The following is a 22,622-nucleotide window of genomic DNA, read 5'->3' on the forward strand; positions in this document are numbered from 1 at the left end:
CCCGGGTCAGGCTCACCCCACGTGCACCCTCGGCCGCTGCTTCCGGTCCGGTTCCGCCTCGCGCAGGACCTCGCGGGTCACCGGGGCGACCTCGCCCTGCCCGAAGAGGAAGAAGCGCAGGAAGTTGGCGAAGGGCCCGCCCTCGGTCCACTCGAAGTAGATGTGCGGGGTGCAGCCGGTGGAGTCGCGGACGTGCAGCAGAAGCGCGGCCAGGGCGTTCGGGATGGAGGACGACTCCAGGGTCAGGACGCGGTACCGGCCGTGCAGCACCTCGCCGCGTACGGTCAGGCCCGCCTCGAACTCGGAGGGGTCGGTCACCGTCACCTCCACGAAGACGAAGTCCTCCTGGCCGGGTACGTCGTTGTCGTGCCGGATCTGCTCGATCTTGTCGCGGTACTCGGCGATGTCGCGGCGGTCCGGCTCGTTGGCGATGAACCGCATCCGGCGGCTGGCCGTGTCCCGCACGAAACGCTCCGCCATGTCGTCCAGCGTCACGCTGGTCACGCGCAGCTCGAACGCCCGGGCCAGCCGTGACAGCAGGGAGACCAGGATGATGCCGGCGATGAAACACGCGCCGATCTTCACGCCGTCCGGGCGCTCGATGACGTTGAGCACGGTCGTGTAGAGGAACACCGCGGAGATCAGCGCGAAGGCGATCGTCCAGTTCCGCTGCCGGGCCTTGCGGGCGGCGATGGTCACGGCGATCGCGGCGGAGCTGATGAGGACCAGTACGCCGGTGGCGTAGGCGCCGCCCTGGGCGTCGACGTCGGCGTCGAAGATCCAGGTGACCAGGAAGGCGATCAGGGTGAAGACGATGACCATGGGCCGCACGGCGCGGGCCCAGTGCGGGGCCATGCCGTAGCGGGGCAGGTAGCGCGGCATCAGGTTGAGCAGCCCGGCCATCGCGGAAGCACCGGCGAACCAGAGGATGGCGATCGTCGAGACGTCGTAGACGGTGCCGAAGGTGTTGCCCAGGTAGTCGTGCGCCAGGTACGCGAGCGCACGGCCATTGGCCTGGCCGCCCGCCTCGAACTCCTTCTCCGGGATGAGGAGGGTGGTGATGAAGCTGGTGGTGATCAGGAAGACGCTCATGATCAGGGCGGCCGTGGTGAGCAGCTTCTTCGTGTCGCGGATGCGCCCGGCAGGCCGTGCCTCGGTGTCGTCCGCATCGCCCCGGACGTGCGGCATCACGGCGACGCCGGTCTCGAATCCGGAGAGGCCGAGGGCCAGTTTCGGGAAGACGAGCAGGGCGACGCCGATCATGGCGAAGACGTTGCCGTGCTGAGCGGTGAGGGCGCTCGACCAGTCGGTGACCACGTGACCCGCCGTGATGACGTGGTAGAGGCCGACGGCCACCACGACCGCGTTCAGCGCGAGGTAGGCACCTACGAGGGCGACGGCTACGCCGATCGCCTCCAGGAAGCCCTTGAGGAACACCGCGCCCAGCAGGGCCACCAGGACCAGGGTGATCAGCATCTGCTTGTCGTGCAGGACGCCGGTCAGATGCGGGTTCTCCACGAGGTGGGTGGAGGCGTCGGCGGCCGACAGGGTGATGGTGATGAGGAAGTCGGTGGCGGCGAAGCCCAGCAGGGTCAGGACGAACAACTTGCCCTGCCAGAAGGACAGCAGCCGCTCCAGCATCGCGATCGAGCCCTCACCGTGCGGGCTCTCCTCGGCCACGCGGCGGTAGACGGGCAGGGCGCCCGCCAGCGTGACGACGATCAGGACGAGGGTCGCGATCGGTGACAGCAGCCCGGCGGCGAGGGCCGCGATGCCCGGCTGGTAGCCGAGGGTCGAGAAGTAGTCGACGCCGGTCAGGCACATCACCCGCCACCAGCGCTGCCCCAGGTGCGCGGGCGCGGGTTCGGCGTGGGGCCCCGTGTGGCCGCCGGCCTTGCCCATGTCCGCCAGGCCCTCCAGCAGCCAGGCGCGCAGACGGCTGGGTGGAGAAGGCTCCGGACGGCCCGGTGCCGGGTGCTCGGTGGTGGCCATCGACGTGCTCCAGACGTGCGATTCAGCGTGGTTTCCGGCCATCACTGGACGGCTCGATCAGCGTAAGCGGAGCGTGATGCCGTGGCCCACGAGTGAGGGGACTGAGCGCGTCAAGCTTCCGTTAAGACTGGCGGCGCGGACGGCCGCAGGACCGAAAACCCGAGCTGAGAGGGTGCGGGGCCGGTTCTTCCCGTGGAGTAGCGGTACGAATGCGCGGCCCGCGGGCGGACACCCTGCGTGATTGCTTGCGTTGCCAACGCGTAACGTTCGTTTGAGGACTCGAATGTTTCGCCCCTCCTTCCTGTCTTTGTCTCAGTGAAAGATTCCCCCTGTACAAGGGGTTGCCACCGTTTGGCCGCTGTCTTTAGGGTGCGGCAGCAGCGAAGCTTTCTGGATCTCTATCGAAACTTTCGAGGAGCATGATGGGCGACCCGGCACTGTCCCGCCGCGGCTTCCTGGCGGCCTCCGCCGCGGCCGGTCTGGCGACGACGGCACTGACCGCATGCGGCGGGGACTCGGACGGAGGGTCGTCCGGGACGACCACGGTCGAATGGTGGAACATCTCCACCACCGAGCCGGCCAAGACCGTCTGGGCCGCTCTCGCGCGGAAGTTCGAGGCGCAGAATCCCAAGGTCAAAATAAAGATCGTCCAGCTGGAGAACGACGCCTACAAGTCGAAGATGACGGCCCTGACCGCCTCCGGGAAGCTGCCCGACATCTTCCACACCTGGGGCGGTGGCGTGCTGAAGCAGCAGGTCGACGCCGGGCTCGTCGAGAACCTCACCGACCGGGCCAAACCCTGGGGAGACGCCCTGCTGCCGGTCGCCAGGGAGCCGTACCTGTTCGACGACCAGGCGTACGGCATCCCGTTCGACATCGGCATGATCGGCTTCTGGTACAACAAGGCGCTCTTCGAGAAGGCCGGCATCGCCGAACCGCCGACCACCTGGGACGGCTTCCTCGACGCCGTACGCAAGTTGAAGGCCGCCAAGGTCACGCCGCTGGCCCTGGCCGGCAAGGAGAAGTGGCCCGGCATGTACTACTGGGCCTACCTGGCCATGCGTACCGCCGGAGCCGAGGTGTTGCAGAAGGCCTACGACGACAAGGACTTCACCGGCACCCCCTTCGTCGAGGCCGGCGAGCACCTGAAGGAACTCGTCGCCCTCCAGCCGTTCCAGAAGGGCTTCCTCGGAGCCGCCTACTCGTCGCCCACCGGCCAGGCCGCCGCCGTCGGCAACGGCAAGGCGGCCATGGAGCTCATGGGGCAGTGGGCACCCACGGTCCAGGCCGACGCGGGCAAGGGGCTCGGCAAGGACCTCGGCTTCTTCCCGTTTCCCGCGGTCGAGGGCGGCAAGGGAGCCATCACCGAGGTGTTCGGCGGAGGCGGCGGGCACGCACTGCGCCGGGGCGCCCCGCAGGAGGCCGTCGACTTCCTCAGGTTCTTCGCGTCCGAGGCCACCGACCTGGAACTGGTCAAGAAGACCGGGGTCCTGCCCGTGGTACCGGCGGCCGAGAGCGCCATCGCCGACCCCAACATCAAGGCCGTACAGGCCCAGCTGAAAGCCGCCACCGGCTTCCAGCTCTACCTCGACCAGGCGTACGCGCCCGCCGTCGGCCAGGAGATCAACGACAGCGTCGCCGCGCTCATCGCGGGCTCCAAGTCGCCCGGGCAGGTCGCCCAGTCGATCACGAGGACCGCGAAGGAAGAGCAGTAGCCGGCGATGACCTCCACGTTCCTGCCGGACCGGCGGACCGGCGCCGGCGCCGGTTCCCCGCCCCCGGCCGCGGCCCGGCCCACCGGACGCGCCCGGCGACGCGCGCTGCACTGGCTCACCGCGGCCGGCTTCCAGCTCCCGGCCCTGGTGCTGTTCCTGGGGCTCGTGCTGCTGCCGATGCTGTTCGCCCTGTACGCCGCGTTCTTCCGCTGGGGCGGCTTCGGCATGCCCTCCGACTACATCGGCGGCGAGAACTTCACCCGGCTCCTCCAGGACGACATCTTCCTCGGCGACCTGTGGCGCTGTCTGGTCCTGGTGGTGCTGTCGCTCGCGATCCAACTGCCGTTCGCCCTCGCCATGGCCGTCCTGCTCAACCAGCGGCTGCGCGGCCGGGCGGTGTACCGGATGCTGTTCTTCGCCCCGTACGTCCTGTCCGAGGCCATCACCGGGATCCTCTTCGGCATGATCTTCGCCCCGGACGACGGCTTCGCCGACCAGGTCCTCGGCGGGGTCGGCCTCGACGGGCTGGGCGGGGAGTGGTTCGCGGACCCCTCCACCGTCATGGCGACCGTGTTCCTGGTCATGACCTGGAAGTACTTCGGCTTCCACATGATGCTGTACCTGGCCGGGCTCCAGGCCGTCCCGAGGGAACTGACCGAGGCGGCGCTCATCGACGGGGCGAGCGCCTGGCAGCGGTTCTGCAACGTCACGCTGCCGCTGCTCGCGCCCACCCTGCGCATCAGCGTGTTCCTCGCGGTCATCGGGTCGATCCAGCTGTTCGACCTGGTGTGGGTGACCACCGCGGGCGGTCCCGACCACCACTCCGAGACCATGGCCGTGACCATGTTCCAGTACGGCTTCAAGCGCTACCAGGTCGGCTACGCCAGCGCGATCAGCGTGGTCATGTTCGGCATCAGCCTCGTCTTCGCCCTCGCCTACCAGCGGTTCGTCCTCCGGCGCGACCTGGAAGGGGCCACCACGACCATGCGGGGTGACGGAAAGTGACAGCCAGTCAGAAGACCCGTGCACGGGGCAGGACCTGGAGCCTGCACCTCGTCCTGGTCGTCGTCGGGGCGGTCATGGCCGTCCCCCTGCTCTACGCCGCGCTCTCCGGTTTCAAGTCCACCGACGAGCTCTCCCGCAACCCGGTCGGACTGCCCGAGTCCTGGGTGACCTCCAACTACACCGGGATCCTCGGCTCGGGCGACTTCTGGCGGTTGATCGGCAACAGCACGCTGATCGCGATCGGCACGACCGTCCTGGTCGTCGCCGTCTCCGCGCTGTCGGCCTTCTCCTTCGCGCGGTTCGCCTTCCGCGGCCGGGAAGCGCTGTTCACGCTGTTCACCATGGGGCTGATGTTCCCCTTCGCGGTGGCGGCCCTGCCCCTGTTCCTGCTGCTGCGCTCGCTGGACCTGCTGGACAACCCGCTCGGCGTGATCCTCCCGCAGGCCGCCTTCGGACTGCCGATGACGATCATCATCCTGCGGGGCTTCTTCCGGCAGATCCCCGGCGAGCTGGAGGAGGCTGCCACGCTCGACGGGTGCAGCCCGTTCGGCTTCTTCTGGCGGGTGCTGCTGCCCATGGCCCGGCCCGCGCTCGGGACCGTCTCCGTACTGGCCGTCGTCACCAGCTGGAACAACTTCTTCCTGCCGCTGCTGGTGTTCACCGACGCGCAGTGGTGGACCCTGCCGATCGGCGTCCAGCAGTTCCAGGGGCAGTACTCCGCGGAGTACGCCAAGGTCTTCGCCTATCTGGTGCTGGCCATGCTCCCCGCCCTCGCCTTCTACTCGGTCGCCGAGCGCCAGCTCGTGGGCGGCCTCACCGCCGGCGCCACCAAGGGCTGACACGCGCCGCGAAACGTACGGCTCTACCCACCCACCTGTCGTGAGGAGTCGAACCATGCGCACCACCCGTCTCAGACTCGCCGGCGCCGTCGCCGCGCTCCTGGTCGCGGCCGGCATCGGCGCCGGCACGCCCGCCCATGCGCATCACCAGCAGCCCACCCTCGCCGACCTCGCCCAGCGGCACGGCCGCTACTTCGGCAGCGCCACCGACAACCCCGAGCTCGTGGACGGGCCGTACAAGGCCCTGCTCGGCAGCGAGTTCGACCAGATCACGCCCGGCAACGGCATGAAGTGGTACGCGACCGAGCCACAGCAGGGGGTGTTCGACTTCTCCGCGGGCGACGAGATCGTGGACCTGGCCCGTGCCAACCGGCAGAAGGTACGCGGCCACACCCTGGTCTGGCACAGCCAGCTGCCGGAGTGGATCACGAGCAGGGAGTGGACGGCCCCCGAGCTGAGGGCCGTGCTGAAGAAGCACATCCAGACGGAGGTGCGGCACTACCGGGGCAAGGTGTTCGCCTGGGACGTCGTCAACGAGGCGTTCAACGAGGACGGTACGTACCGGGAGTCGGTCTTCTACAAGACGCTGGGGCCCGGCTACATCGCCGACGCGCTGCGCTGGGCGCACCAGGCCGATCCGCGCGTCAGGCTGTACCTCAACGACTACAACATCGAGGGCATCGGACCGAAGAGTGACGCCTACCACCGGCTTGCCGGGGAACTGAAGGCGGCGGGCGTTCCGCTGCACGGCATCGGCTTCCAGGCCCACCTGGCGTTGCAGTACGGCTATCCCACCACGCTGGAGGACAACCTCCGCCGCTTCTCCCGGCTCGGCCTCGACACCGCCCTCACCGAGGTCGACATACGGATGCAGCTGCCGGCGACCGAGGAGAAGCTGGCCCAGCAGGCCGAGTGGTACGCCGACCTGACCGAGGCCTGCCTGGCGGTCCGCCGGTGCGTGGGCATCACCGTCTGGGACTACACCGACAAATACTCATGGATCCCGGCGTTCTTCCCGGGCGAGGGCGCGGCTCTGCCCTGGGACGAGGACCTGCGGCCGAAGCCCGCGTACTTCGCGCTGCGCGAGGCGCTCGGGGGGCGGTAGCGGGGGCGGGCGGCGCCCCGCCGGACAGGGGGTGGCGGGGCGCCGGTCCTCAGGCCGCGGGAGCGGTGCTCGCCCGTACCACCAGTTCGGTGCCCAGCTCGAGGCGCGGCGAGCCCGGCTGCTCGCCGCGGGTCAGGCCGAGCACCGTGCGCACGGCCAGTCGGCCCATGTCCGCCAGGGGCTGGCGGACCGTCGTCAGGGGCGGCGCCGACCAGCGGACCTCCGGCAGGTCGTCGAAGCCGACCACGCTCATGTCCTGTGGCACCCGAAGACCGCGGCGGCGCAGCGCCTCGATCGCGCCGAGGGCCATCCGGTCGCTCGCCGCGCACAGCGCGGTCGGCGGCTCGGGCAGGTCGAGGAGGGTGTGGCAGGCGCTGAAACCGGACTCGGGGCGGAAGTCGCCGGGGACGACGAGAGAGGCGTCGAGCGGGATGCCGGCGCCTTCCAGGCCGCGCGGTATCCGTCCAGGCGGGCTCGGGAGCACAGCAGGCGGGGTGGTCCGGCGATCAGGCCGATGCGGCGGTGGCCCAGGGACAGCAGATGTGCGGTGGCCGCCATGCCGCCCGATCAGTTCGCGGCGCCGATCATGGGGGCGTCGAGGGCCGGGGAGCCCACCGGATCGACGACCACCAGCGGCACGCCGAGGATGCGCAGTTCCTCGTGGAGCGTCGGTTCCAGTGCGGACGTCACGAGGATCACGCCGTCGGAGGCGCGGGACCTGAGGTTGCGCATCCACTCGCGGGCGTCGCCGCAACGCCCGTGGACGGCCGACACCACCGTGCCGGCCCCGGCGGCGTGTGCGACCTCCTCGACCCCGCGGATGATCTCCACGGCCCAGGGGCTGTCGAGGTCGTCGAAGACCAGGTCGAGCAGGGCGGGGCGGGTGCCCGGGGCGGCGGGACGCCTGCGGTAGCCGTGCAGGCGCAGCAGGTCCTCGACCCGGGCCCGGGTCTGCGGCGACACGTCGGACCGGCCGTTGACGACCCGGGACACGGTCGGTACGGACACGCCGGCCCGCCGGGCGATCTCCGAGATCGTGACCTTGCCCCCGGCGCCGGCCCCCTCTGCTCCCACCAGCCCCACCTCCGTCGACGGGTGACCGCGAGACTTCCAGGAGTCTTCCGGAAAACGGGCATCCGTGGGAAGGCGCGCGGGGCGTCGACGGGATGTCGCGGGTGGTGACGTTCAGTGACGACCGTCGGACATGCGTCGGGGCCGGTTCGCAGAGTGTCCTGCGGCCGGCCCCTCATGTCATCCGGCGGGGCGGTGCCCCGCCGAGCGGCCTCAGGCGGCCGTCATCACCTGGCCTGCCACCGGGCGGTGGGGGGCGATGGCCCGGCCGTCCGGAAGCAGTTCGCCGGTGTCCTCGAAGAGCACCACGCCGTTGCACAGCAGGCTCCATCCCTGTTCCGGGTGGTGCGCCACGAGGCGGGCGGATTCCCGGTCGGCGGAGTCTGCTGAGGGGCACTGGGTCTGGTGCTGGCACATGGGTGGGATCTTTCGCTGTGTCGAGACGGACGATGAGACTGCGTTGTTCGAGTGGGTTGTCGTGTCTGTTCCGCGGCTAGAAGTGTCGTTCACGGCCGCCCCCCGTTGTGATAAATCGTCGGAACCCAGTGTTGCCCCACGGGCGTCAATCCGCAGGGATTTCGCGGCACCGCTTCTCACAGGTTCATGACGCGTCACCCGCGCGGACGGTTCATCCCAACTGGGCTGTCCCTTTGGGTGGTTCGCAGTGGCCGGATAGGGCTAGTCCGCTCGGGGCGACGACCATTCCGGCTCTTACGAGCAATTGGATGCTCGTAAGAGCGATCGTCTGAGCGATAAAGCGATCGTGCGAGCGGTTGGCCGATGGCCGGGTGCACATGCGAGACCCCGCCGCCGGAATTCGGCGACGGGGTCTGCGGATGTGTGCGGTGCGTCAGGCGGGAGACCCGAGGAGTCTGACGGGGGCCGCGCGGTGGGTCAGGACCGGAAGGAGTTCGGCGACGCGGTGCGGGCGGTGGGCCGCGATGCCGGGAGGTGCCGGCGCCAGCGGGACGAGCAGGTCGGTGGCGGCGGGATGGCCCTCGGTGCCGTCCGCGGTGCAGTCCTCGTGCAGCCAGAGCGTCAGCATGTACAGGCCGGGCACCGACAGCAGTCGGGGCTGGTACGGCTGGGGCATCGCCTCGGCCTGGCGCAGGGCGCGTTCGGTGGAGGTGATGTACGGGCCCTCGAAGAAGTGGGAGAAGGCCCAGCCGTCGGGAGTGAGCATGGTCTCCGCCGCGGCCACGGCGCGATCGCCGCAGCGGATCAGGAAGCGCCACCCGGCCAGCCGGGTCGCGGACACGCCCTCCGCCGTCACGTGGTCGAGGACGTGGACGGGCAGGGGGAGTTCGGGTGTGGCGGGTCCCTGGGTGCCGAGCAGGGAGGGAGTTCGGGCTTCGCGGACCGCGGTGGGAGAGGAGAGTGCGGTGAGGACGGAACGGAGTGCGGGCGCGGGAGCCGGGGGGACATGCAGCGGCATGGTGGGTCGCCTCTCATTCAAAGGCACGGTGGCGCGAGGGCGGGGGCGGACGGCGCTGTCAGCTCACGAGGGTCAGAGAGGCAGGGGCCGGGTCAGGAGAAACGCGAGGGGGGTGGGGTCCGCGTCGCCTCGACGGCAGGACCCATCGACCGTGGGCGCCAACCTTCTGCCTTGTTCGCGGAGTTTATACGACATGGGTTCAGACTGTGTTTCGTCTAGCCGTTTCCGGTGAGTAGAACAAGGGTACATTCGGTCGGCGATACGTGAGAATTATCCCGATTCCAGGCGGGGGTGCACGACGGTGACCTCGGTGAATGCCCGCGAACCGGTCGGCCCATTCTCGTCGGCGTTTTTCACGAGTTCCCCGGGCCCGAAACCTGTCCTGTGCGTCATGCCGAGTGAATGTGCCACCGGTCACATGTGGCCAGCGTAGCGGGCGCCGGGTTGTCCCGGGACGTTATCGATCGCTTTCGCTGGGCATCCTCCACCTGACCGGGACCCAGGCAGCCGGATCCCGGCCCGCATCACCGAGAAGGGACGCTTCGATGGGGGAGAAGGTCGTGGCAGGCCGGTTCGACCTGTCCGATCGCCAGCGCTACCGCGACAAGCTGCGCCAGTGTCTGACGGGCTTGGAGCGACTCCTGGCGGAGCAGCGGTTCGACCGGCCCAAGAACCTCATGGGGCTGGAGATCGAATTGAATCTCGCGGGCGCCGATGGCATGCCGAAAATGTTGAACGGGCAAGTCCTCGAGCGCATCGCGAGCCGCGATTTCCAAACAGAACTCGCCATGTTCAACCTGGAAGTCAACATCCCTCCACACCGCCTTGGGGGCCGGGTATTCGACCGGCTCGCGGAGGAACTCCGTACGTCACTGGCATATGCCGACCGAAAAGCGGGCGAGGTCGACGCCGGCATTGTGATGATCGGTATTCTGCCGACTCTCGACCGCGACGACCTGGTGTCGTCGAACCTCTCCGACGTCGACCGCTACACCCTCCTCAACGATCAGATCGTGGCTGCGCGGGGCGAGGAGTTCACCCTCGACATCGACGGCGTGGAGCACCTGAGCTGCACCTCGAAGTCCATCGCGCCCGAGGCCGCCTGCACCTCCGTGCAACTGCACCTCCAGGTCACCCCGGCCCGCTTCGCCGACGTGTGGAACGCGGCCCAGGCGGTCGCCGCCGCGCAGATCGCCGTCGGAGCCAATTCGCCCTTCCTCTTCGGGCGCGAACTGTGGCGCGAGTCGCGGCCCCCGCTGTTCCAGCAGTCCACCGACACCCGCCCGCCCGAGCTCCAGGCTCAGGGCGTCCGGCCGCGGACCTGGTTCGGGGAGCGCTGGATCACCTCGGCGTACGACCTCTTCGAGGAGAACCTGCGCTACTACCCGGCCCTGCTGCCGATCTGCGACGACGAGGACCCGCTGAAGGTCCTCGACCAGGGCGGCACGCCCTCCCTCGCCGAACTCGTCCTGCACAACGGCACGATCTACCGCTGGAACCGCCCGGTGTACGGCATCGCCGACGGCGTCCCGCACCTGCGGGTGGAGAACCGTGTCCTGCCGGCCGGCCCCACGGTCCTCGACGTCGTCGCCAACGCGGCCTTCTTCTACGGCGTCGTCCGGGCGCTCGCCGAGGAGTCCCGGCCGGTGTGGTCCCGGTTGCCCTTCGAGTCGGCCGCCGCCAACTTCGACGCCGCGTGCAAGGACGGCATCGACGCCCGCTTCACCTGGCCCCGGCGCGGCCGGTACAGCGGCACCACCGAAGTCGACGCGGTGAGCCTCGTCCGCGACGAACTCCTGCCGCTCGCCGAGGCCGGACTCGCCGCCTGGGGCGTCGAACCCGCCGACCGCGACCTGTACCTGGGCGTGATCGAGGAACGCTGCCGGCGCCGGGTGAACGGGGCGAGCTGGCAGGCCGCCACCTTCCACAAGGCCCTGGATGCGGGCCTCTCCCGGGAGGACGCGCTGGCCGCGACGACCCGGCGTTACCGCGAGCTGATGCACAAGGGAGAGCCGGTGCACAGCTGGCCGGTGGGACTGCCTGAGCCGGTGTCGCTGGGCTGACACCGCCGCCGGGGTGCCGTCGCGCTGCCGCCATACTGATCCGACAGGTCGGTGAAGTGGAGGCGGGTGTGCAGGCGGAGGCGAGCCCGGTGGGCGATTCCATTCCCCAGCAGGGACTCTCACGGCGGATGCTCCGCACGGAGACGCTGCTGGTCCTCGCGCTGTCGCTGGGCGCGAGCGCACTGTCCGCGCTGATCAGCTTCATAGGATCGGTCACCAAGCCGGGCGGGCTCAAGGACCAGGCGGCTACGATGAACGCCTCGGCCGCGCCCGGCCGGCCCTGGCTGGACCTTGCCTGGCAGCTCTTCGGGATCACCACGGCGCTGGTTCCCGTCGCCCTCGTGGCGCATTTCCTGCTCCGCGAAGGCGTGAGTCTGCGCACGATCGGCTTCGACCGCACCCGCCCCTGGCCCGACCTCGGCCGCGGGGCGGCGATCGCCGCGGTCATCGGCAGTACCGGTATCGCCTTCTACCTGGTGGCCCGCGGCCTCGGCTTCAACCTCACCGTGGTTCCCGAGGCGCTGCCGGCGGTGTGGTGGAAGTACCCGGTGCTGATCCTCTCGGCGATCCAGAACGCCGTACTGGAGGAAGTGATCGTCGTCGGCTACCTGCTGCGCCGCATGGGCCAGCTGGGCTGGACGCCGACGGCGGCGCTGGCCGGCAGTTCCGTTCTGCGCGGGTCGTACCACCTGTACCAGGGCATCGGCGGCTTCGTCGGGAACATGGTCATGGGCGTCGTCTTCGTCTACCTCTACCGCCGCTGGGGGCGCGTCGGTCCGCTCGTGGTGGCTCACTCGCTGCTCGACATCGGCGCGTTCGTCGGGTACGCGCTGCTGGCGGGCAAGGTGGGCTGGCTGCCGACGGCGTGAGGCAGTGAGCGGGAGGGGCGTACGACACCGTCGTATGCCCCCTTTCTTTGTCTCGTCTCAGCTCGGCACTCCTCTCAGGACAGCAGGTCGCCCTCGATGACGGTGACGGCCGTGCCGGTCAGCAGCGTGCGGTCATCGCGCAGCTCGGTGCGGACGCGGCCGGACCGGCGTGAGGCCTGGAGGCCGGTGAGATCGGGGCGGCCCAGGCGCTCGGACCAGAACGGGGTGAGCGCGGTGTGGGCGCTGCCGGTCACCGGGTCCTCGTCGATGCCCACGTTCGGGAAGAAGCAGCGCGAGACGAAGTCGTAGCCCCGGGCGGGGTCCTCGGCGCGGGCCGTGGCGATGACGCCGCGCTCGGAGTGGGCGGCGAGGGCCTTGAGGTCGGGACCGAGGCCGTGCACCGTCTTCTCGTCGGACACCTCGACGAGCAGGTCGCCGACGTTCGGGCCGGTGTCGAGGACCGTGAGCGGTTCCGTGCCCAGTGCCTCGGCGAGGCCCGCGGGCGGGCCGACCCGGGTGAGCGGGGCCGTCGGGAAGTCCATCGTGACCGAGCCGTCCGCCGCGGGCGTGGCGACGAGGACGCCGCTGCGGGTGGCGAACCGCACCGGCCCCTCGTGGGCGCCGGTCGTGTGCAGGACGTGAGCGGTGGCGAGGGTCGCGTGGCCGCACATCGCGACCTCGGCGGCGGGGGTGAACCAGCGCAGCGCCCAGTCCGCCTCCGCGCCTTCGGGCAGCGGGTGGGCGAAGGCCGTCTCGGCGTGGTTGACCTCCAGGGCCACGTTCTGCAGCCAGCCGTCGTCCGGGAAGGCGTCCGCGCCGGGCAGGAGCAGGACCCCGGCCGGGTTTCCGGAGAAGGGGCGATCGGTGAAGGCGTCGACGATTCGGATCCGCATGCCCTGACGTTAGGACGCCCACGAAGCGGCAGGCCAAGGCCAATTCGCAGCCGCTGGCCCGGTTCTGCCCGCCGGAATCCCGGGGAGCTTCTTGTCCTACGACTGTTACCGATATATCGTTGAGGTATCGCGACAGATCAATGATGGAATGGAGAGTGGTTGCGATGCGTACCCACGGATTCGAGCGTGGACATGGACACGGCGGCCCGCACCGCGGCCGGGGCGGTTTCGAAGGGCTGCGTGCGGCCTTCGGTCCCTTCGGGCCGGGTGGCCCGGGCGGCCCCGGCTGGGGCGGACCCGGCGGTCCGGGTTTCGGCCCGGGCCCCTGGGGCGGACGAGGGCGCGGGGGGCCGAGGGGAAGGGCACGGCGCGGTGACGTGCGGGCCTCGATCCTGGCCCTGCTCAAGGACCGGCCGATGCACGGCTACGAGATGATCCAGGAGATCGCCGAGCGCAGTGGCGGGGCGTGGAAGCCCAGTCCCGGCTCGGTCTACCCCACCCTGCAGCTGCTGGAGGACGAGGGCCTGATCATCAGTGAGTCGGAGGGCGGCAAGAAGCTCTTCTCACTCACGGGAGCGGGCCGTACCGCCGCCGACGAGGGGCCCGAGGCTCCCTGGGAGGAGGCCTCCCGAGGGGTCGACTGGGAAGCCCTGGGTGAGATCCGCCAGGCCGGCTTCGGCCTGATGGAGGCCTTCGGGCAGGTCTGGAAGACCGGCAGCAAGGAGCAGCGGGAGAAGGCTCTCGGGGTCATCAACGAGGCTCGCAAGAAGCTGTATCTGATCCTCGCCGACGAGGACTGAACCGTCCCGGACGAAAAGGCGCCCCCGGAGTGATCCGGGGGCGCTTCGGTGTGCCGGGTGTCAGGTCACCAGCCCGTTCAGCTTGCGCAGTGACTCGTGCAGGGCCGCCGTGGCCGAGTCCTTGAGCCTGCCCGCCATCAGGGACACCGTCGCACCCGTGAACTCGCCGTCGATGCGGACCGTCGTGGCGTCACCGTCGGGTGTGAGGGTGTAGCGCGTCGCGACGGTCACCGCCATCGGGCCCTTGCCGCGGATGGCGAGCACGTGTGCCGGTTCCAGTTCCTCGACGGTCCAGGCCACCTCGGCCGGGAAGTTCATGAGCCGCATGTTCTCCTGGAACGTCGCGCCCACCACCAGGGGCTCCGGGCCGCCCGCCGGGAAGCTCGTGTGGGTCGCGTTCCACTCGCCGTAGGCGGACCAGTCGGTGAGCCGCGCCCATACCTTCTCGGCCGGCGCTCCGATGCGGGCCTCCGCGCTGACCTCGGCCATGCGATCACCTCTCCGTACGCGGGCTGGGTGTCGCGGAAGGTAGTCGTGACGGCCGCAATGTTCAATACTGACGAACCGTCAGTCGAAGGTGGGGCCGCTCTCTGGACCCTCCGGTCTCCTCCGCAAGGAGGAGGCCGGAGCGTCGGCTCCACTTCCCGTGGGACGCGAAGATGCTCCCTCCCGAGGATGCCCCGGCCGCTCGGGACTGATGGGGTAGGGGTTGTGCAACCCCGCATCCCCCGGCAGTCGGCCCATGAGCACGGCATCCAGCGCGTGGACAACGATGCCAGGCTCAGTGACGAGCTGGTGTCGGTGGTCGGCGGCGCCCGCCGCCGGGCCGTCCGGGACGGGGACCGGCAGATCGACACCGCCCACCTTCTCCACTCGCTGCTGGAATCCGACCCCGAGGCACGCGCCGTCGTCGCCGAGGGACCGCAGATCGCGCGGCTGCTCGGATATCTGGTCCAGCGCAGCATCGGGTACGGCCTGGGCTGGCAGAGCCGGGTCGAGGATTCCGGTGCCGTCCCCGAGGTGACCGAGGCGGCGGGATTCTCCCCGCTCGCCGCCGCCTGCATGGAGGACGCCTGCGAGCGTGCCGCCGGGCGTGGCGGACCGGCCCGGGGTACGGACCTGCTCGCGGCGATCGTCGTCGACCCGCAGGCACGTGCGGTCGAGGTGCTCCACCGGGCCGGAATCGACCCGCGCCAGGTGCTCGCCCGGCTCGAGAGCGCTCCGGGCACGACACGGGAGTGCGGCGAAGCCACCCACTGAGCGTCCGCACTCCCGGGGGCCGTCCACCCGTCCAGGCGGTGAGACAGGTGCCATAAGGGGTGACGCTCCTGTCGTGGCCTGTCATCATGTGCCGGTGCGTACCTCTGACAGCAGCGTGAGCGGGCGCGGCAGGGGCGTGGGGCTCGGACTCGCCCTCCTGTCCGCGGTGGCCTTCGGTGGATCCGGCGTCGCGGCGAAGCCGCTCATCGAGGCGGGTCTGGATCCGCTGCACGTGGTGTGGCTGCGGGTGGCCGGGGCCGCCCTGGTCATGCTGCCGCTCGCCGTGCGGCACCGCGCGCTGCTGCGCAGGCGCCCCGGGCTGCTCGCCGGGTTCGGGCTGCTGGCCGTCGCGGGTGTCCAGGCCTGCTACTTCGCGGCGCTCTCCCGGATCCCCGTCGGGGTGGCACTGCTCATCGAGTACCTGGCACCCGCGCTGGTGCTGGGCTGGGTGCGGTTCGTGCAGAAGCGGCCCGTGACGCGGGCCGCAGCCGTCGGTGTCGTGCTGGCGGTCGGCGGACTCGCCTGTGTCGTGGAGGTGTGGTCCGGCCTCGGGTTCGACGCGCTGGGGCTGCTGCTCGCGCTCGGCGCGGCCTGCTGCCAGGTCGGCTACTTCGTCCTGTCCGACCAGGGCAGCGATGCCGGGGACGAGGCACCCGACCCGCTGGGTGTCATTGCCTACGGGCTGCTCGTCGGCGCCGCCGTGCTGACCGTCGTGGCCCGGCCCTGGACGATGGACTGGCCGGTGCTGGCGGGCACCGCGAGCATGAACGGCAGGCCCGTCGCCGCCGTCGTGCTGCTGGCATGGATCGTCCTGGTCGCCACGGTCGTCGCCTATGTCACGGGCGTGGTCTCCGTGCGCCGGCTCTCCCCGCAGGTCGCCGGGGTCGTGGCCTGTCTCGAGGCGGTCATCGCCACCGTCCTGGCCTGGGTCCTGCTCGGCGAGCACCTTTCGGCGCCGCAGATCGCCGGCGGGGCGATCGTGCTGGTGGGCGCGTTCATCGCGCAGTCCTCGACGCCCTCGAAGGGGTCCGCGCAGCCGGTGGCGAGCGGCGGTCCCGAAAGGGAATTGTCCCGGCGCGGGACCAGCGCCTAAGGTGCCGATCATGCCTTCGAACGCACTCGTTCTTCCGCCTCCGGCCGCCTGAGGCGGGCCCTCCGGAAACCGCGCCCGGCGATGCGCCGCCGCGCAGAACGGTGCTGCCCGCAGACGAAGTCCACGGGTCCCGCGTCCCGACTGATCCGGGACCCTTCCCGAACTTCCGCGCACCGGCCGCCGCTCGTCGCGTGCGGCGCGTCGTGCGCGTCTGCGGAGAGAACACGTGTCGAACACTGCCTCCGGCCTGCCCACCGGGCGAGGCCTGCTCTATCTGATCGTCGCGGGTGTCGCCTGGGGCACCGCGGGCGCAGCCGCCTCGCTGGTCTACCGGGCCAGTGACATGGGGCCCGTCGCCCTCTCCTTCTGGCGCTGCGCCGCCGGTCTCGGCCTGCTGCTCGCCGTCCGCCCGCTGCGGTCGCGGACCCGGGGGCCCGCCACGGAGCCGCTCCGCCGCCGGGCGCTGCGAGCCGCCGTCACCGGGCTCGGGCTCGCGGTCTTCCAGACGGCGTACTTCGCCGCCGTCTCCGCCACCGGTCTCGCCGTGGCCACCGTCGTCACGCTGGGCGCCGGGCCCGTCCTCATCGCGCTCGGGGCCCGGCTGACCCTGGCCGAGCGGCTGGGGCGGGGCGGCGCCGTGGCCGTCCTGGGTGCCCTCGCCGGGCTCGCGGTTCTCGCCCTCGGCGGCGGGGGCACGACCGTACGCCCCGTGGGGGTACTGCTCGCGCTGCTGTCCGCGGCCGGATACTGCAGCATGACGCTGCTCATCCGCCGGTGGGGCCGCGACGGCGAGGGCGACGCCCCCAGGACGACCGAGGGCGCCTTCGCCGTGACGAGCCTGTGCCTGTTGCCGTTCGCCCTGGCGGAAGGGCTGCTGCCGCACACCGAGGAGCCCGGCCGGCTCGCCCTCCTGCTCGGCTACGTGGCCGCCGTCCCCACGGCCCTCGCCTACGGCCTCTACTTCGCGGGCGCGGCCGTCGTACGGTCCGCCACCGTTTCGGTGATCATGCTGCTCGAACCGGTGAGTGCGGCGGTGCTCGCCGTCGTCCTGCTCGGCGAGCACCTCACGGCGGCGACGCTGGCCGGGACCCTGCTGATGCTGGGCTCGGTGACCGGCCTCGCGGTGGGGGAGGCCCGGGGAGCCCGGCGCGCGGAGGAACCGGTGACGGCCGTGTGAGGCGGGCCCGGCTCCCCGGGCCTGCTGCGGGCGGGGCCCCGCTGCCTGCGCGTGCCGCCGACAGGGCCTCGCCCGCTACGCCTGCGCCTGCTGTCGGCGCAGGAGGTGGTCGCGTGCCCTGGCGTCGCCCGGGCCGCCGCGGGCCGCGAGGCCCGCGGCGATCCGGTCCCGGACCTCGGCGGGCCTGTGGTTGGCGTACTTGAACTTCGGCCGTACGTCCGTCACTTCGAGGCGCAGGCCGCGGATGCCCGCGAGCATCCTGCCGTAGGGGGCCTCGCCCACCGCCGCCCGCGCGGAGCCGCCCCGCGGCTGGAAGTGGTCGACCTGGCGGTTGAGCAACTCGGCCTTCTCCGCCGGGTCGTCCACGACGTGAGCGCGGCAGCGGAGCTGGATGGCCGTGTAGAAGCTCGTCGGGGTGCCGTGCTCCGGAGGGACGTCCGGGGCGGCCTGCCAGGGGCCGGGTACGAACACGTAGTCGTCCACCACGCTCAGCACCACGTCCGGGGCCGTCTCCAGCGCAGGCCAGAGCGGGTTCGGGCGGGCGAGGTGGGAGACGACCTCGCGGCGCCCCGCGTCGTAGACGAAGTGCAGCGGCTGGACATGGGGCGGTTCGCCCGGCAGGCCGTTGACGGCGAGCTGGCCGAAGTCGTGGCCGGACAGCCACTGCTGCCATTCGGTGTCGTCGCGGGGTGCGTCCCAGGGGTGGATCAGCATCACAGGGCCGTGAGGTAGCCGGGCAGTTCGGTGCCGGGGGCCAGGCCGGGGTCGGGGGCCGGGGTGCCGTAAGTGCGCCGGACCGGGACGACGCCGGCCCAGTGCGGGAGGGCGAGGTCCTCCGGTTCGTCGTTCACGCCGCCGGTGCGCAGCTTCGCGGAGACCTCGTCCAGGTCCAGGCGGATCACGGCGGTGGCGGCCAGCTCCTTCTTGTTGGCGGGGCGCGAGTCCGCGGAGCGGCCGGGGACGGCGTGGTCGACCAGTGCGTCCAGGGCCTGCCGCTTCTCCTCGGGGTCCGTCACGTCGCGGGCGACGCCGTGCACCACCACGGAGCGGTAGTTGATCGAGTGGTGGAAGGCCGAGCGGGCCAGGACCAGACCGTCGACATGGGTGACCGTCAGGCAGACCGGGAGGCCGGGGTCGGCCTGGCCGGCCGCCCGCAGCGGACGCGAGCCCGTCGAGCCGTGCACGTACAGCCGCTCGCCGACCCGGGCGTACAGGGTGGGCAGCACGACGGGCGCCCCGTCGCGGACGAAGCCGAGATGGCAGACGTAGGCCTCGTCGAGTATCGCGTGCACCAGGTCCCTGTCGTAGGACGCCCGGTCGGGGGAGCGGGTGGGGACCGTGCGGTCGGTCGGCGTGTAGGCGGTGTCGGGCTGCGACGGCGTCTGCGCGGTCCCCTGCATGGCGCTCTCCATTGCACTAGTGCATACTTGGCTTTGTGCTAGAAGAGTATCCGATCCAGGGGCGGCGCGCAGCGGACATTTCCGCGAGCGTCGAGCGTGCGGTAGGGGCCGGCGAGCTGCGGCCCGGTCAACTTCTGCCTCCGATGAGGGAGTTGGCGCAGCGACTGGGGGTGAATCCCAACACGGTCGCGGCCGCGTACCGGACGCTGCGCGAGCGCGGGGTCATCGAGACGGCGGGCCGGCGTGGCAGCCGGGTGCGGTCCGTACCGGCGACGACCGGACGGGAGCACTTCCGGGTGGACGTCCCCGAAGGGGTACGCGACCTCGCGCAGGGCAATCCGGATCCGGCGCTGCTGCCGAGCCTCGCGGGCGCGTTCGCGGCGGCCGCCACCGAGGGCGACCGGACGCCCGTGCTCTACGGCGACACCCCCGTCGATCCGGAGCTCGCCCGGATCGCCCGGGCCGGACTCGACGCCGACGGGGTGCCGGACGGGCCGCTCGCCGTGGTCTCCGGCGCCCTGGACGGTGTCGAACGGGTGCTGGCGGCCCACCTCAAGCCCGGTGACACCGTCGGCGTCGAGGACCCCGGCTGGGGCCGCACCCTCGACCTGGTGCCCGCGCTCGGGCTGCGGACCGTCCCGGTCGGCGTCGACGACGAGGGGCCCCGCCCGGAGGACGTGCGCCAGGCGCTGGAGGCCGGGGCGCGGGCCTTGATCGTCACGGACCGGGCGCAGAACCCGACCGGCGCGGCGGTGAGCGCCGCACGCGCGCGTGCCCTGCGGGCCGTGCTCCGGGAGCATCCGGAGGTGCTGCTGGTCGAGGACGACCATGGTCACGGCATCGTCGACGTGGCGCTGCACCCGCTGGCCGGCACCACCCGGCACTGGGCGTTCGTGCGCTCGGCCGCCAAGGCCTACGGCCCCGATCTGCGGCTCGCCGTGCTCACCGGCGACGCCGTCACCGTCGACCGGGTGAGCGGACGTCACCGGCTCGGGCCGGGATGGGTGAGCCGGTTGATGCAGCGGGCCCTGGTGCGGCTGTGGACCGGTGACGCGGTGGACACGGCCGCGGTGGCGGCGTCGTACGGACTGCGGCGTAACGCACTGATCGGGGCGCTCGGACGACGCGGCGTCACGGCGTGCGGGCGCAGCGGCATGAACGTGTGGGTGCCCGTGCCGGACGAGACCGGCGTCGTCGCCCGGCTGCTGCACGCCGGGTGGGCCGTGGCCCCCGGCGCGCGCTTCCGGCTGACCGCGCCGCCCGGCATCCGGGTCACCGTCTCGACCCTCGCCGACGAGGAGATCGAGCCCCTGGCCGATGCGATCGCCTCGGCCCTCGGGCCCGCCCCCGCGCGCAGTTACGTCTGAGCCCGGCCGGGCTGCTGCATCCGGGACGCCTGTCGGGGCTTCGGCCTGACTTGGGTGAGGGCCGCGCCCGTCAGCACGATCACCGCCCCGACCGGTGTCGACCAGGCGAGGGCCTCATCGAGAAGCGCTACGCCCGCGGCCGTGGCGATGACCGGGATGAAGTACGTCACCATCTGGGCGGTCGTCGGGCCGACTTCTGCGACCAGGCCGTACTGGAGGAGGACCGCGAGGCCCGTGCCCAGCGCGCCCAGGGCGGCGATCGCCAGCAGCGGGCCGACGGACAGGCGGGTGGGCAGGGTCGTGAACAGCGGGGTGGCGACGGCCAGCTGGACCGTCGCCAGCAGCAGTTGCGCGCCGGTCATCGACAGGTGCGAGGAGCCGGTGCCGGCGAGGGTGCGGCGCACGTAGATCCAGCCGACCGGGTAGCTCAGGGAGGCCAGCAGGGCCAGTGCCGTCCCGGTGGCGTCCAGGCCGTGGAAGCCCTGCCACGCGCCCAGCACCGTGAGCACCCCGAGGAAGCCCAGCCCGAGGCCCGCGACCCGCACCCGGGTCGGGCGGTCCTCCGACAGGGCGACCAGCGACAGCGCCATGCCCCACAGCGGCGAGGTCGCGTTGCAGATGCCCGCCAGGGTGGACGGGATGGTCAGCTCGGCGTACGCGAACAGGGAGAACGGCAGGGCGTTGAGCAGGAACGCGGCGACCGTCAGATGCCCCCAGACGCGCACCCCGCGCGGCAGCCGCTCGCGTCGTACCGCCATCGCGGCGGCCAGCACCGCCGTGCCGAACACCAGCCGGCCGAGCGTCACCTGGAACGGCGCGTAGGTCTCGGTGCCCACCTTGATGAGGAGGAAGCTGAAGCCCCAGATCAGCGACAGGGCGGCGAACCGGATGCGCCAGTCGAGGAGGCGGCGGGGCGGAGCGGGCGAGGCGGTGGCGGCGGGGCCGGCCGGGGTGGTGACGGTGCTCATGGCAGCCACGATGAGGCAAGGGAACCTCGTAGCACAATCGAGATTTCGCACTCGATACTGCGTAGCATTGCTTACATGTTGAACCTGGAGCGCCTGCGCACCCTCGACGCCCTCGCCCGGCACGGCTCGGTGAGCGGGGCGGCCGAGGGGCTGCACATCACGACGTCCGCCGTCTCGCAGCAGTTGTCCAAGCTGGAGCGCGAGGTCGGCCAGCAACTCCTCGCCAAGAACGGCCGGGGCGTGCGGCTCACCGACGCGGGCCGGCTGCTCGCCGAGCACGCCGCGCGCATCCTGTCCCAGGTGGAACTCGCCCAGTCCGACTTGGAGGCGCAGCGCGGGCAGGTCGTCGGCGAACTCAGACTGTCGGCGTTCCCGACGGCCGCGCGGGGCCTGTTCCCGCACGCGCTGGCCGCACTGCGCGAGCAGCACCCCGCGCTCCGGCTGCGCTCCTGCGAACTGGAACCGGAGCGCGGCATCGCCGGGGTGGTGCGCGGCGACCTCGACCTCGCCGTGGTGCTCGACTGGTACAACAAGCCGATGGCGCTGCCCGAGGGCCTGGTCAAGGCGTCGATCCTGGACGACCCGGCCGAGGTCGCCATGCCGGTGGACCACCGGCTCGCGGGGCGCGACGAGGTGGACCTCGGCGAGTTCGCCGACGACGAGTGGATCACCTGGGGCGACGGTGAGTTCTGCCACGAGTGGCTGATGTTCACGCTCCGCTCCAAGGGCGTCGAGCCGATCGTCGGCCACCGCGCCGCCGAGACCCACACCCAGCTCGCGCTGGTCGCCGCGGGCCTCGGCGTGTGCATCGCCCCGCTGCTCGGCCGCCACCCCGTGCCCGACGGTGTCGTGACCGTCCCCCTCCGGCAGCGGGTCCGCCGGCACGTGTACGTCGTCTGGCGTGCGGACGCGGACCGCCGTCCGTCCATCCGGGCGGCGGTGAAGGCCCTGCGGGCGGCGGGGGAGGGCGTCGGCTGAGCGTCCCGTCGGCGGTTACTGCCCGGACAGCTTGCGGAAGTCCCAGGAGACGATCTTCTGCGGCGTCAGACGGATCCAGGCGTGCCGGCCGTCGTGCGGCATCTCCTCCAGGCCGAAGTTCTTCCGCGCGAACAGCATCTCGGGCACGTCGAGTTCGGCACGCAGCTCACCCGTGCGCGGTATCTCGCCCACGAACTCGACGGTGCCCGACAGCTCGGCGCCGCGCAGCTCGTCGTACTCCTCGCCGGTGTCGACCACGATCGCCACCCGCGCATCGCGCCGCAGCTCGGTCCAGCGCTTGCTGCGCACGACCGAGTACAGCCACATCGAGGTGCCGTCCCAGGCGAACCACAGCGTGCTCACGTGCGGCGCACCGTCGGCCGACACCGTCGCGACCCGGCAGGTGCGCTGCGTGGCCAGGAACTCGTCCAGCTCGCCCGGCGTCATCATGATCTTCCGGCCCCTGCGCTGCTGCGTGACGGTCATGCTCCCCCTCTTTCTCCCACGTCGTGCCAGAGGAGATCCTCTGACATCACGTCAGAAAAGGATGAGTGCTCTTCCGTCCGTGCGCAATGGTGGCTACGCTCGCCCG

At 71.3% G+C, this 22,622-nt stretch carries 21 protein-coding genes and 1 pseudogene; 12 read left to right on the forward strand and 10 right to left on the reverse strand.

Annotated features, from left to right (window positions below; genetic code table 11):
• Positions 1-12 precede the first annotated feature (12 nt).
• Positions 13-1,992 (reverse strand): amino acid transporter, encoded by a 1,980-nt coding sequence (locus AB0937_RS15905; RefSeq protein WP_366712216.1) that lies wholly within the window; start codon positions 1,990-1,992, stop codon positions 13-15.
• Positions 1,993-2,414: 422 nt separating this feature from the next.
• Here AB0937_RS15905 and AB0937_RS15910 point away from each other — a divergent pair, with 422 nt between their 5' ends.
• The 4 genes from AB0937_RS15910 (at position 2,415) to AB0937_RS15925 (ending at position 6,656) form a co-directional block, all read left to right on the forward strand.
• On the forward strand, positions 2,415-3,707 hold the full coding sequence (locus tag AB0937_RS15910) for an extracellular solute-binding protein (RefSeq protein WP_366712536.1): 1,293 nt from the start codon (positions 2,415-2,417) through the stop codon (positions 3,705-3,707).
• Positions 3,708-3,713: 6 nt separating this feature from the next.
• Positions 3,714-4,712 carry a sugar ABC transporter permease gene (locus AB0937_RS15915; RefSeq protein ID WP_366712218.1) on the forward strand — a complete coding sequence of 333 codons (999 nt, stop codon included), beginning with the start codon at positions 3,714-3,716 and terminating at the stop codon, positions 4,710-4,712.
• Positions 4,713-4,786: 74 nt separating this feature from the next.
• Positions 4,787-5,551: a carbohydrate ABC transporter permease gene (locus AB0937_RS15920; RefSeq protein ID WP_234849794.1), complete on the forward strand. Its 765-nt coding sequence runs from the start codon at positions 4,787-4,789 to the stop codon at positions 5,549-5,551.
• Positions 5,552-5,606: 55 nt separating this feature from the next.
• Positions 5,607-6,656 carry an endo-1,4-beta-xylanase gene (locus tag AB0937_RS15925; protein WP_366712219.1) on the forward strand — a complete coding sequence of 350 codons (1,050 nt, stop codon included), beginning with the start codon at positions 5,607-5,609 and terminating at the stop codon, positions 6,654-6,656.
• Between the two features lie 49 nt (positions 6,657-6,705).
• On the opposite strand, the pseudogene AB0937_RS15930 reads toward AB0937_RS15925, so the two are convergent.
• The 3 genes and pseudogenes from AB0937_RS15930 to AB0937_RS15940 form a co-directional block, all read right to left on the reverse strand.
• Positions 6,706-7,739, reverse strand: a pseudogene (locus AB0937_RS15930) (LacI family DNA-binding transcriptional regulator).
• A gap of 201 nt (positions 7,740-7,940) precedes the next feature.
• Complete coding sequence (locus AB0937_RS15935) at positions 7,941-8,144, reverse strand: DUF5999 family protein (RefSeq protein ID WP_366712221.1); 204 nt, start codon at positions 8,142-8,144, stop codon at positions 7,941-7,943.
• A 433-nt stretch (positions 8,145-8,577) separates the two neighbouring features.
• A complete protein-coding gene (locus AB0937_RS15940) occupies positions 8,578-9,162 on the reverse strand; it encodes a hypothetical protein (protein WP_366712222.1) in 585 nt (194 codons plus the stop codon).
• Between the two features lie 545 nt (positions 9,163-9,707).
• Between AB0937_RS15940 and AB0937_RS15945 the strand changes: the two genes are divergently transcribed.
• Together AB0937_RS15945 and AB0937_RS15950 are read left to right on the forward strand one after the other, a co-directional pair.
• The gene (locus AB0937_RS15945) at positions 9,708-11,225 is read left to right on the forward strand and encodes a glutamate-cysteine ligase family protein (protein WP_366712223.1); all 1,518 of its coding nucleotides are present in this window, start codon (positions 9,708-9,710) and stop codon (positions 11,223-11,225) included.
• A 68-nt stretch (positions 11,226-11,293) separates the two neighbouring features.
• Entirely contained in the window at positions 11,294-12,094 is an 801-nt protein-coding gene (locus tag AB0937_RS15950; RefSeq protein WP_366712225.1) for a type II CAAX endopeptidase family protein, read from the forward strand.
• A 74-nt stretch (positions 12,095-12,168) separates the two neighbouring features.
• On the opposite strand, the gene AB0937_RS15955 is transcribed toward AB0937_RS15950, so the two are convergent.
• Entirely contained in the window at positions 12,169-12,987 is an 819-nt protein-coding gene (locus AB0937_RS15955) for a PhzF family phenazine biosynthesis protein (RefSeq protein WP_366712227.1), read from the reverse strand.
• A 164-nt stretch (positions 12,988-13,151) separates the two neighbouring features.
• Here AB0937_RS15955 and AB0937_RS15960 point away from each other — a divergent pair, with 164 nt between their 5' ends.
• On the forward strand, positions 13,152-13,787 hold the full coding sequence (locus AB0937_RS15960; RefSeq protein ID WP_366712229.1) for a PadR family transcriptional regulator: 636 nt from the start codon (positions 13,152-13,154) through the stop codon (positions 13,785-13,787).
• A 60-nt stretch (positions 13,788-13,847) separates the two neighbouring features.
• Here the strand turns inward: AB0937_RS15960 and AB0937_RS15965 are convergent, their stop codons facing one another.
• Positions 13,848-14,276, reverse strand: a complete 429-nt coding sequence (locus AB0937_RS15965; RefSeq protein WP_366712231.1) for an SRPBCC family protein — start codon at positions 14,274-14,276, stop codon at positions 13,848-13,850.
• Between the two features lie 222 nt (positions 14,277-14,498).
• Between AB0937_RS15965 and AB0937_RS15970 the strand changes: the two genes are divergently transcribed.
• The 3 genes from AB0937_RS15970 (at position 14,499) to AB0937_RS15980 (ending at position 17,317) form a co-directional block, all read left to right on the forward strand.
• Entirely contained in the window at positions 14,499-15,047 is a 549-nt protein-coding gene (locus AB0937_RS15970) for a Clp protease N-terminal domain-containing protein (protein ID WP_366712233.1), read from the forward strand.
• Positions 15,048-15,135: 88 nt separating this feature from the next.
• Positions 15,136-16,140 (forward strand): EamA family transporter, encoded by a 1,005-nt coding sequence (locus AB0937_RS15975; protein WP_366712537.1) that lies wholly within the window; start codon positions 15,136-15,138, stop codon positions 16,138-16,140.
• 226 nt (positions 16,141-16,366) lie between these two features.
• Positions 16,367-17,317: an EamA family transporter gene (locus tag AB0937_RS15980; protein ID WP_366712235.1), complete on the forward strand. Its 951-nt coding sequence runs from the start codon at positions 16,367-16,369 to the stop codon at positions 17,315-17,317.
• Between the two features lie 75 nt (positions 17,318-17,392).
• Here AB0937_RS15980 and AB0937_RS15985 read toward each other — a convergent pair whose 3' ends face one another.
• On the reverse strand, positions 17,393-18,031 hold the full coding sequence (locus AB0937_RS15985) for an FMN-binding negative transcriptional regulator (protein ID WP_366712236.1): 639 nt from the start codon (positions 18,029-18,031) through the stop codon (positions 17,393-17,395).
• Complete coding sequence (locus tag AB0937_RS15990; RefSeq protein WP_366712237.1) at positions 18,031-18,717, reverse strand: pyridoxamine 5'-phosphate oxidase family protein; 687 nt, start codon at positions 18,715-18,717, stop codon at positions 18,031-18,033. Before AB0937_RS15990 ends, AB0937_RS15985 begins: the two co-directional genes overlap by 1 nt.
• 35 nt (positions 18,718-18,752) lie before the next feature.
• Here AB0937_RS15990 and AB0937_RS15995 point away from each other — a divergent pair, with 35 nt between their 5' ends.
• Positions 18,753-20,084, forward strand: coding sequence for an aminotransferase class I/II-fold pyridoxal phosphate-dependent enzyme (locus tag AB0937_RS15995; RefSeq protein WP_366712238.1), 1,332 nt, complete (start codon positions 18,753-18,755; stop codon positions 20,082-20,084).
• Here the strand turns inward: AB0937_RS15995 and AB0937_RS16000 are convergent.
• Positions 20,075-21,052 carry a DMT family transporter gene (locus AB0937_RS16000; RefSeq protein ID WP_366712239.1) on the reverse strand — a complete coding sequence of 326 codons (978 nt, stop codon included), beginning with the start codon at positions 21,050-21,052 and terminating at the stop codon, positions 20,075-20,077. The genes AB0937_RS15995 and AB0937_RS16000 overlap by 10 nt on opposite strands.
• A 75-nt stretch (positions 21,053-21,127) precedes the next feature.
• Between AB0937_RS16000 and AB0937_RS16005 the strand changes: the two genes are divergently transcribed.
• A complete protein-coding gene (locus AB0937_RS16005; RefSeq protein ID WP_366712241.1) occupies positions 21,128-22,030 on the forward strand; it encodes a LysR family transcriptional regulator in 903 nt (300 codons plus the stop codon).
• A 15-nt stretch (positions 22,031-22,045) separates the two neighbouring features.
• On the opposite strand, the gene AB0937_RS16010 is transcribed toward AB0937_RS16005, so the two are convergent.
• Positions 22,046-22,516 (reverse strand): pyridoxamine 5'-phosphate oxidase family protein, encoded by a 471-nt coding sequence (locus tag AB0937_RS16010; protein WP_366712242.1) that lies wholly within the window; start codon positions 22,514-22,516, stop codon positions 22,046-22,048.
• Positions 22,517-22,622 lie beyond the last annotated feature (106 nt).

This window comes from Streptomyces sp. NPDC047880 (assembly GCF_040706515.1).
Lineage (GTDB): Bacteria > Actinomycetota > Actinomycetes > Streptomycetales > Streptomycetaceae > Streptomyces.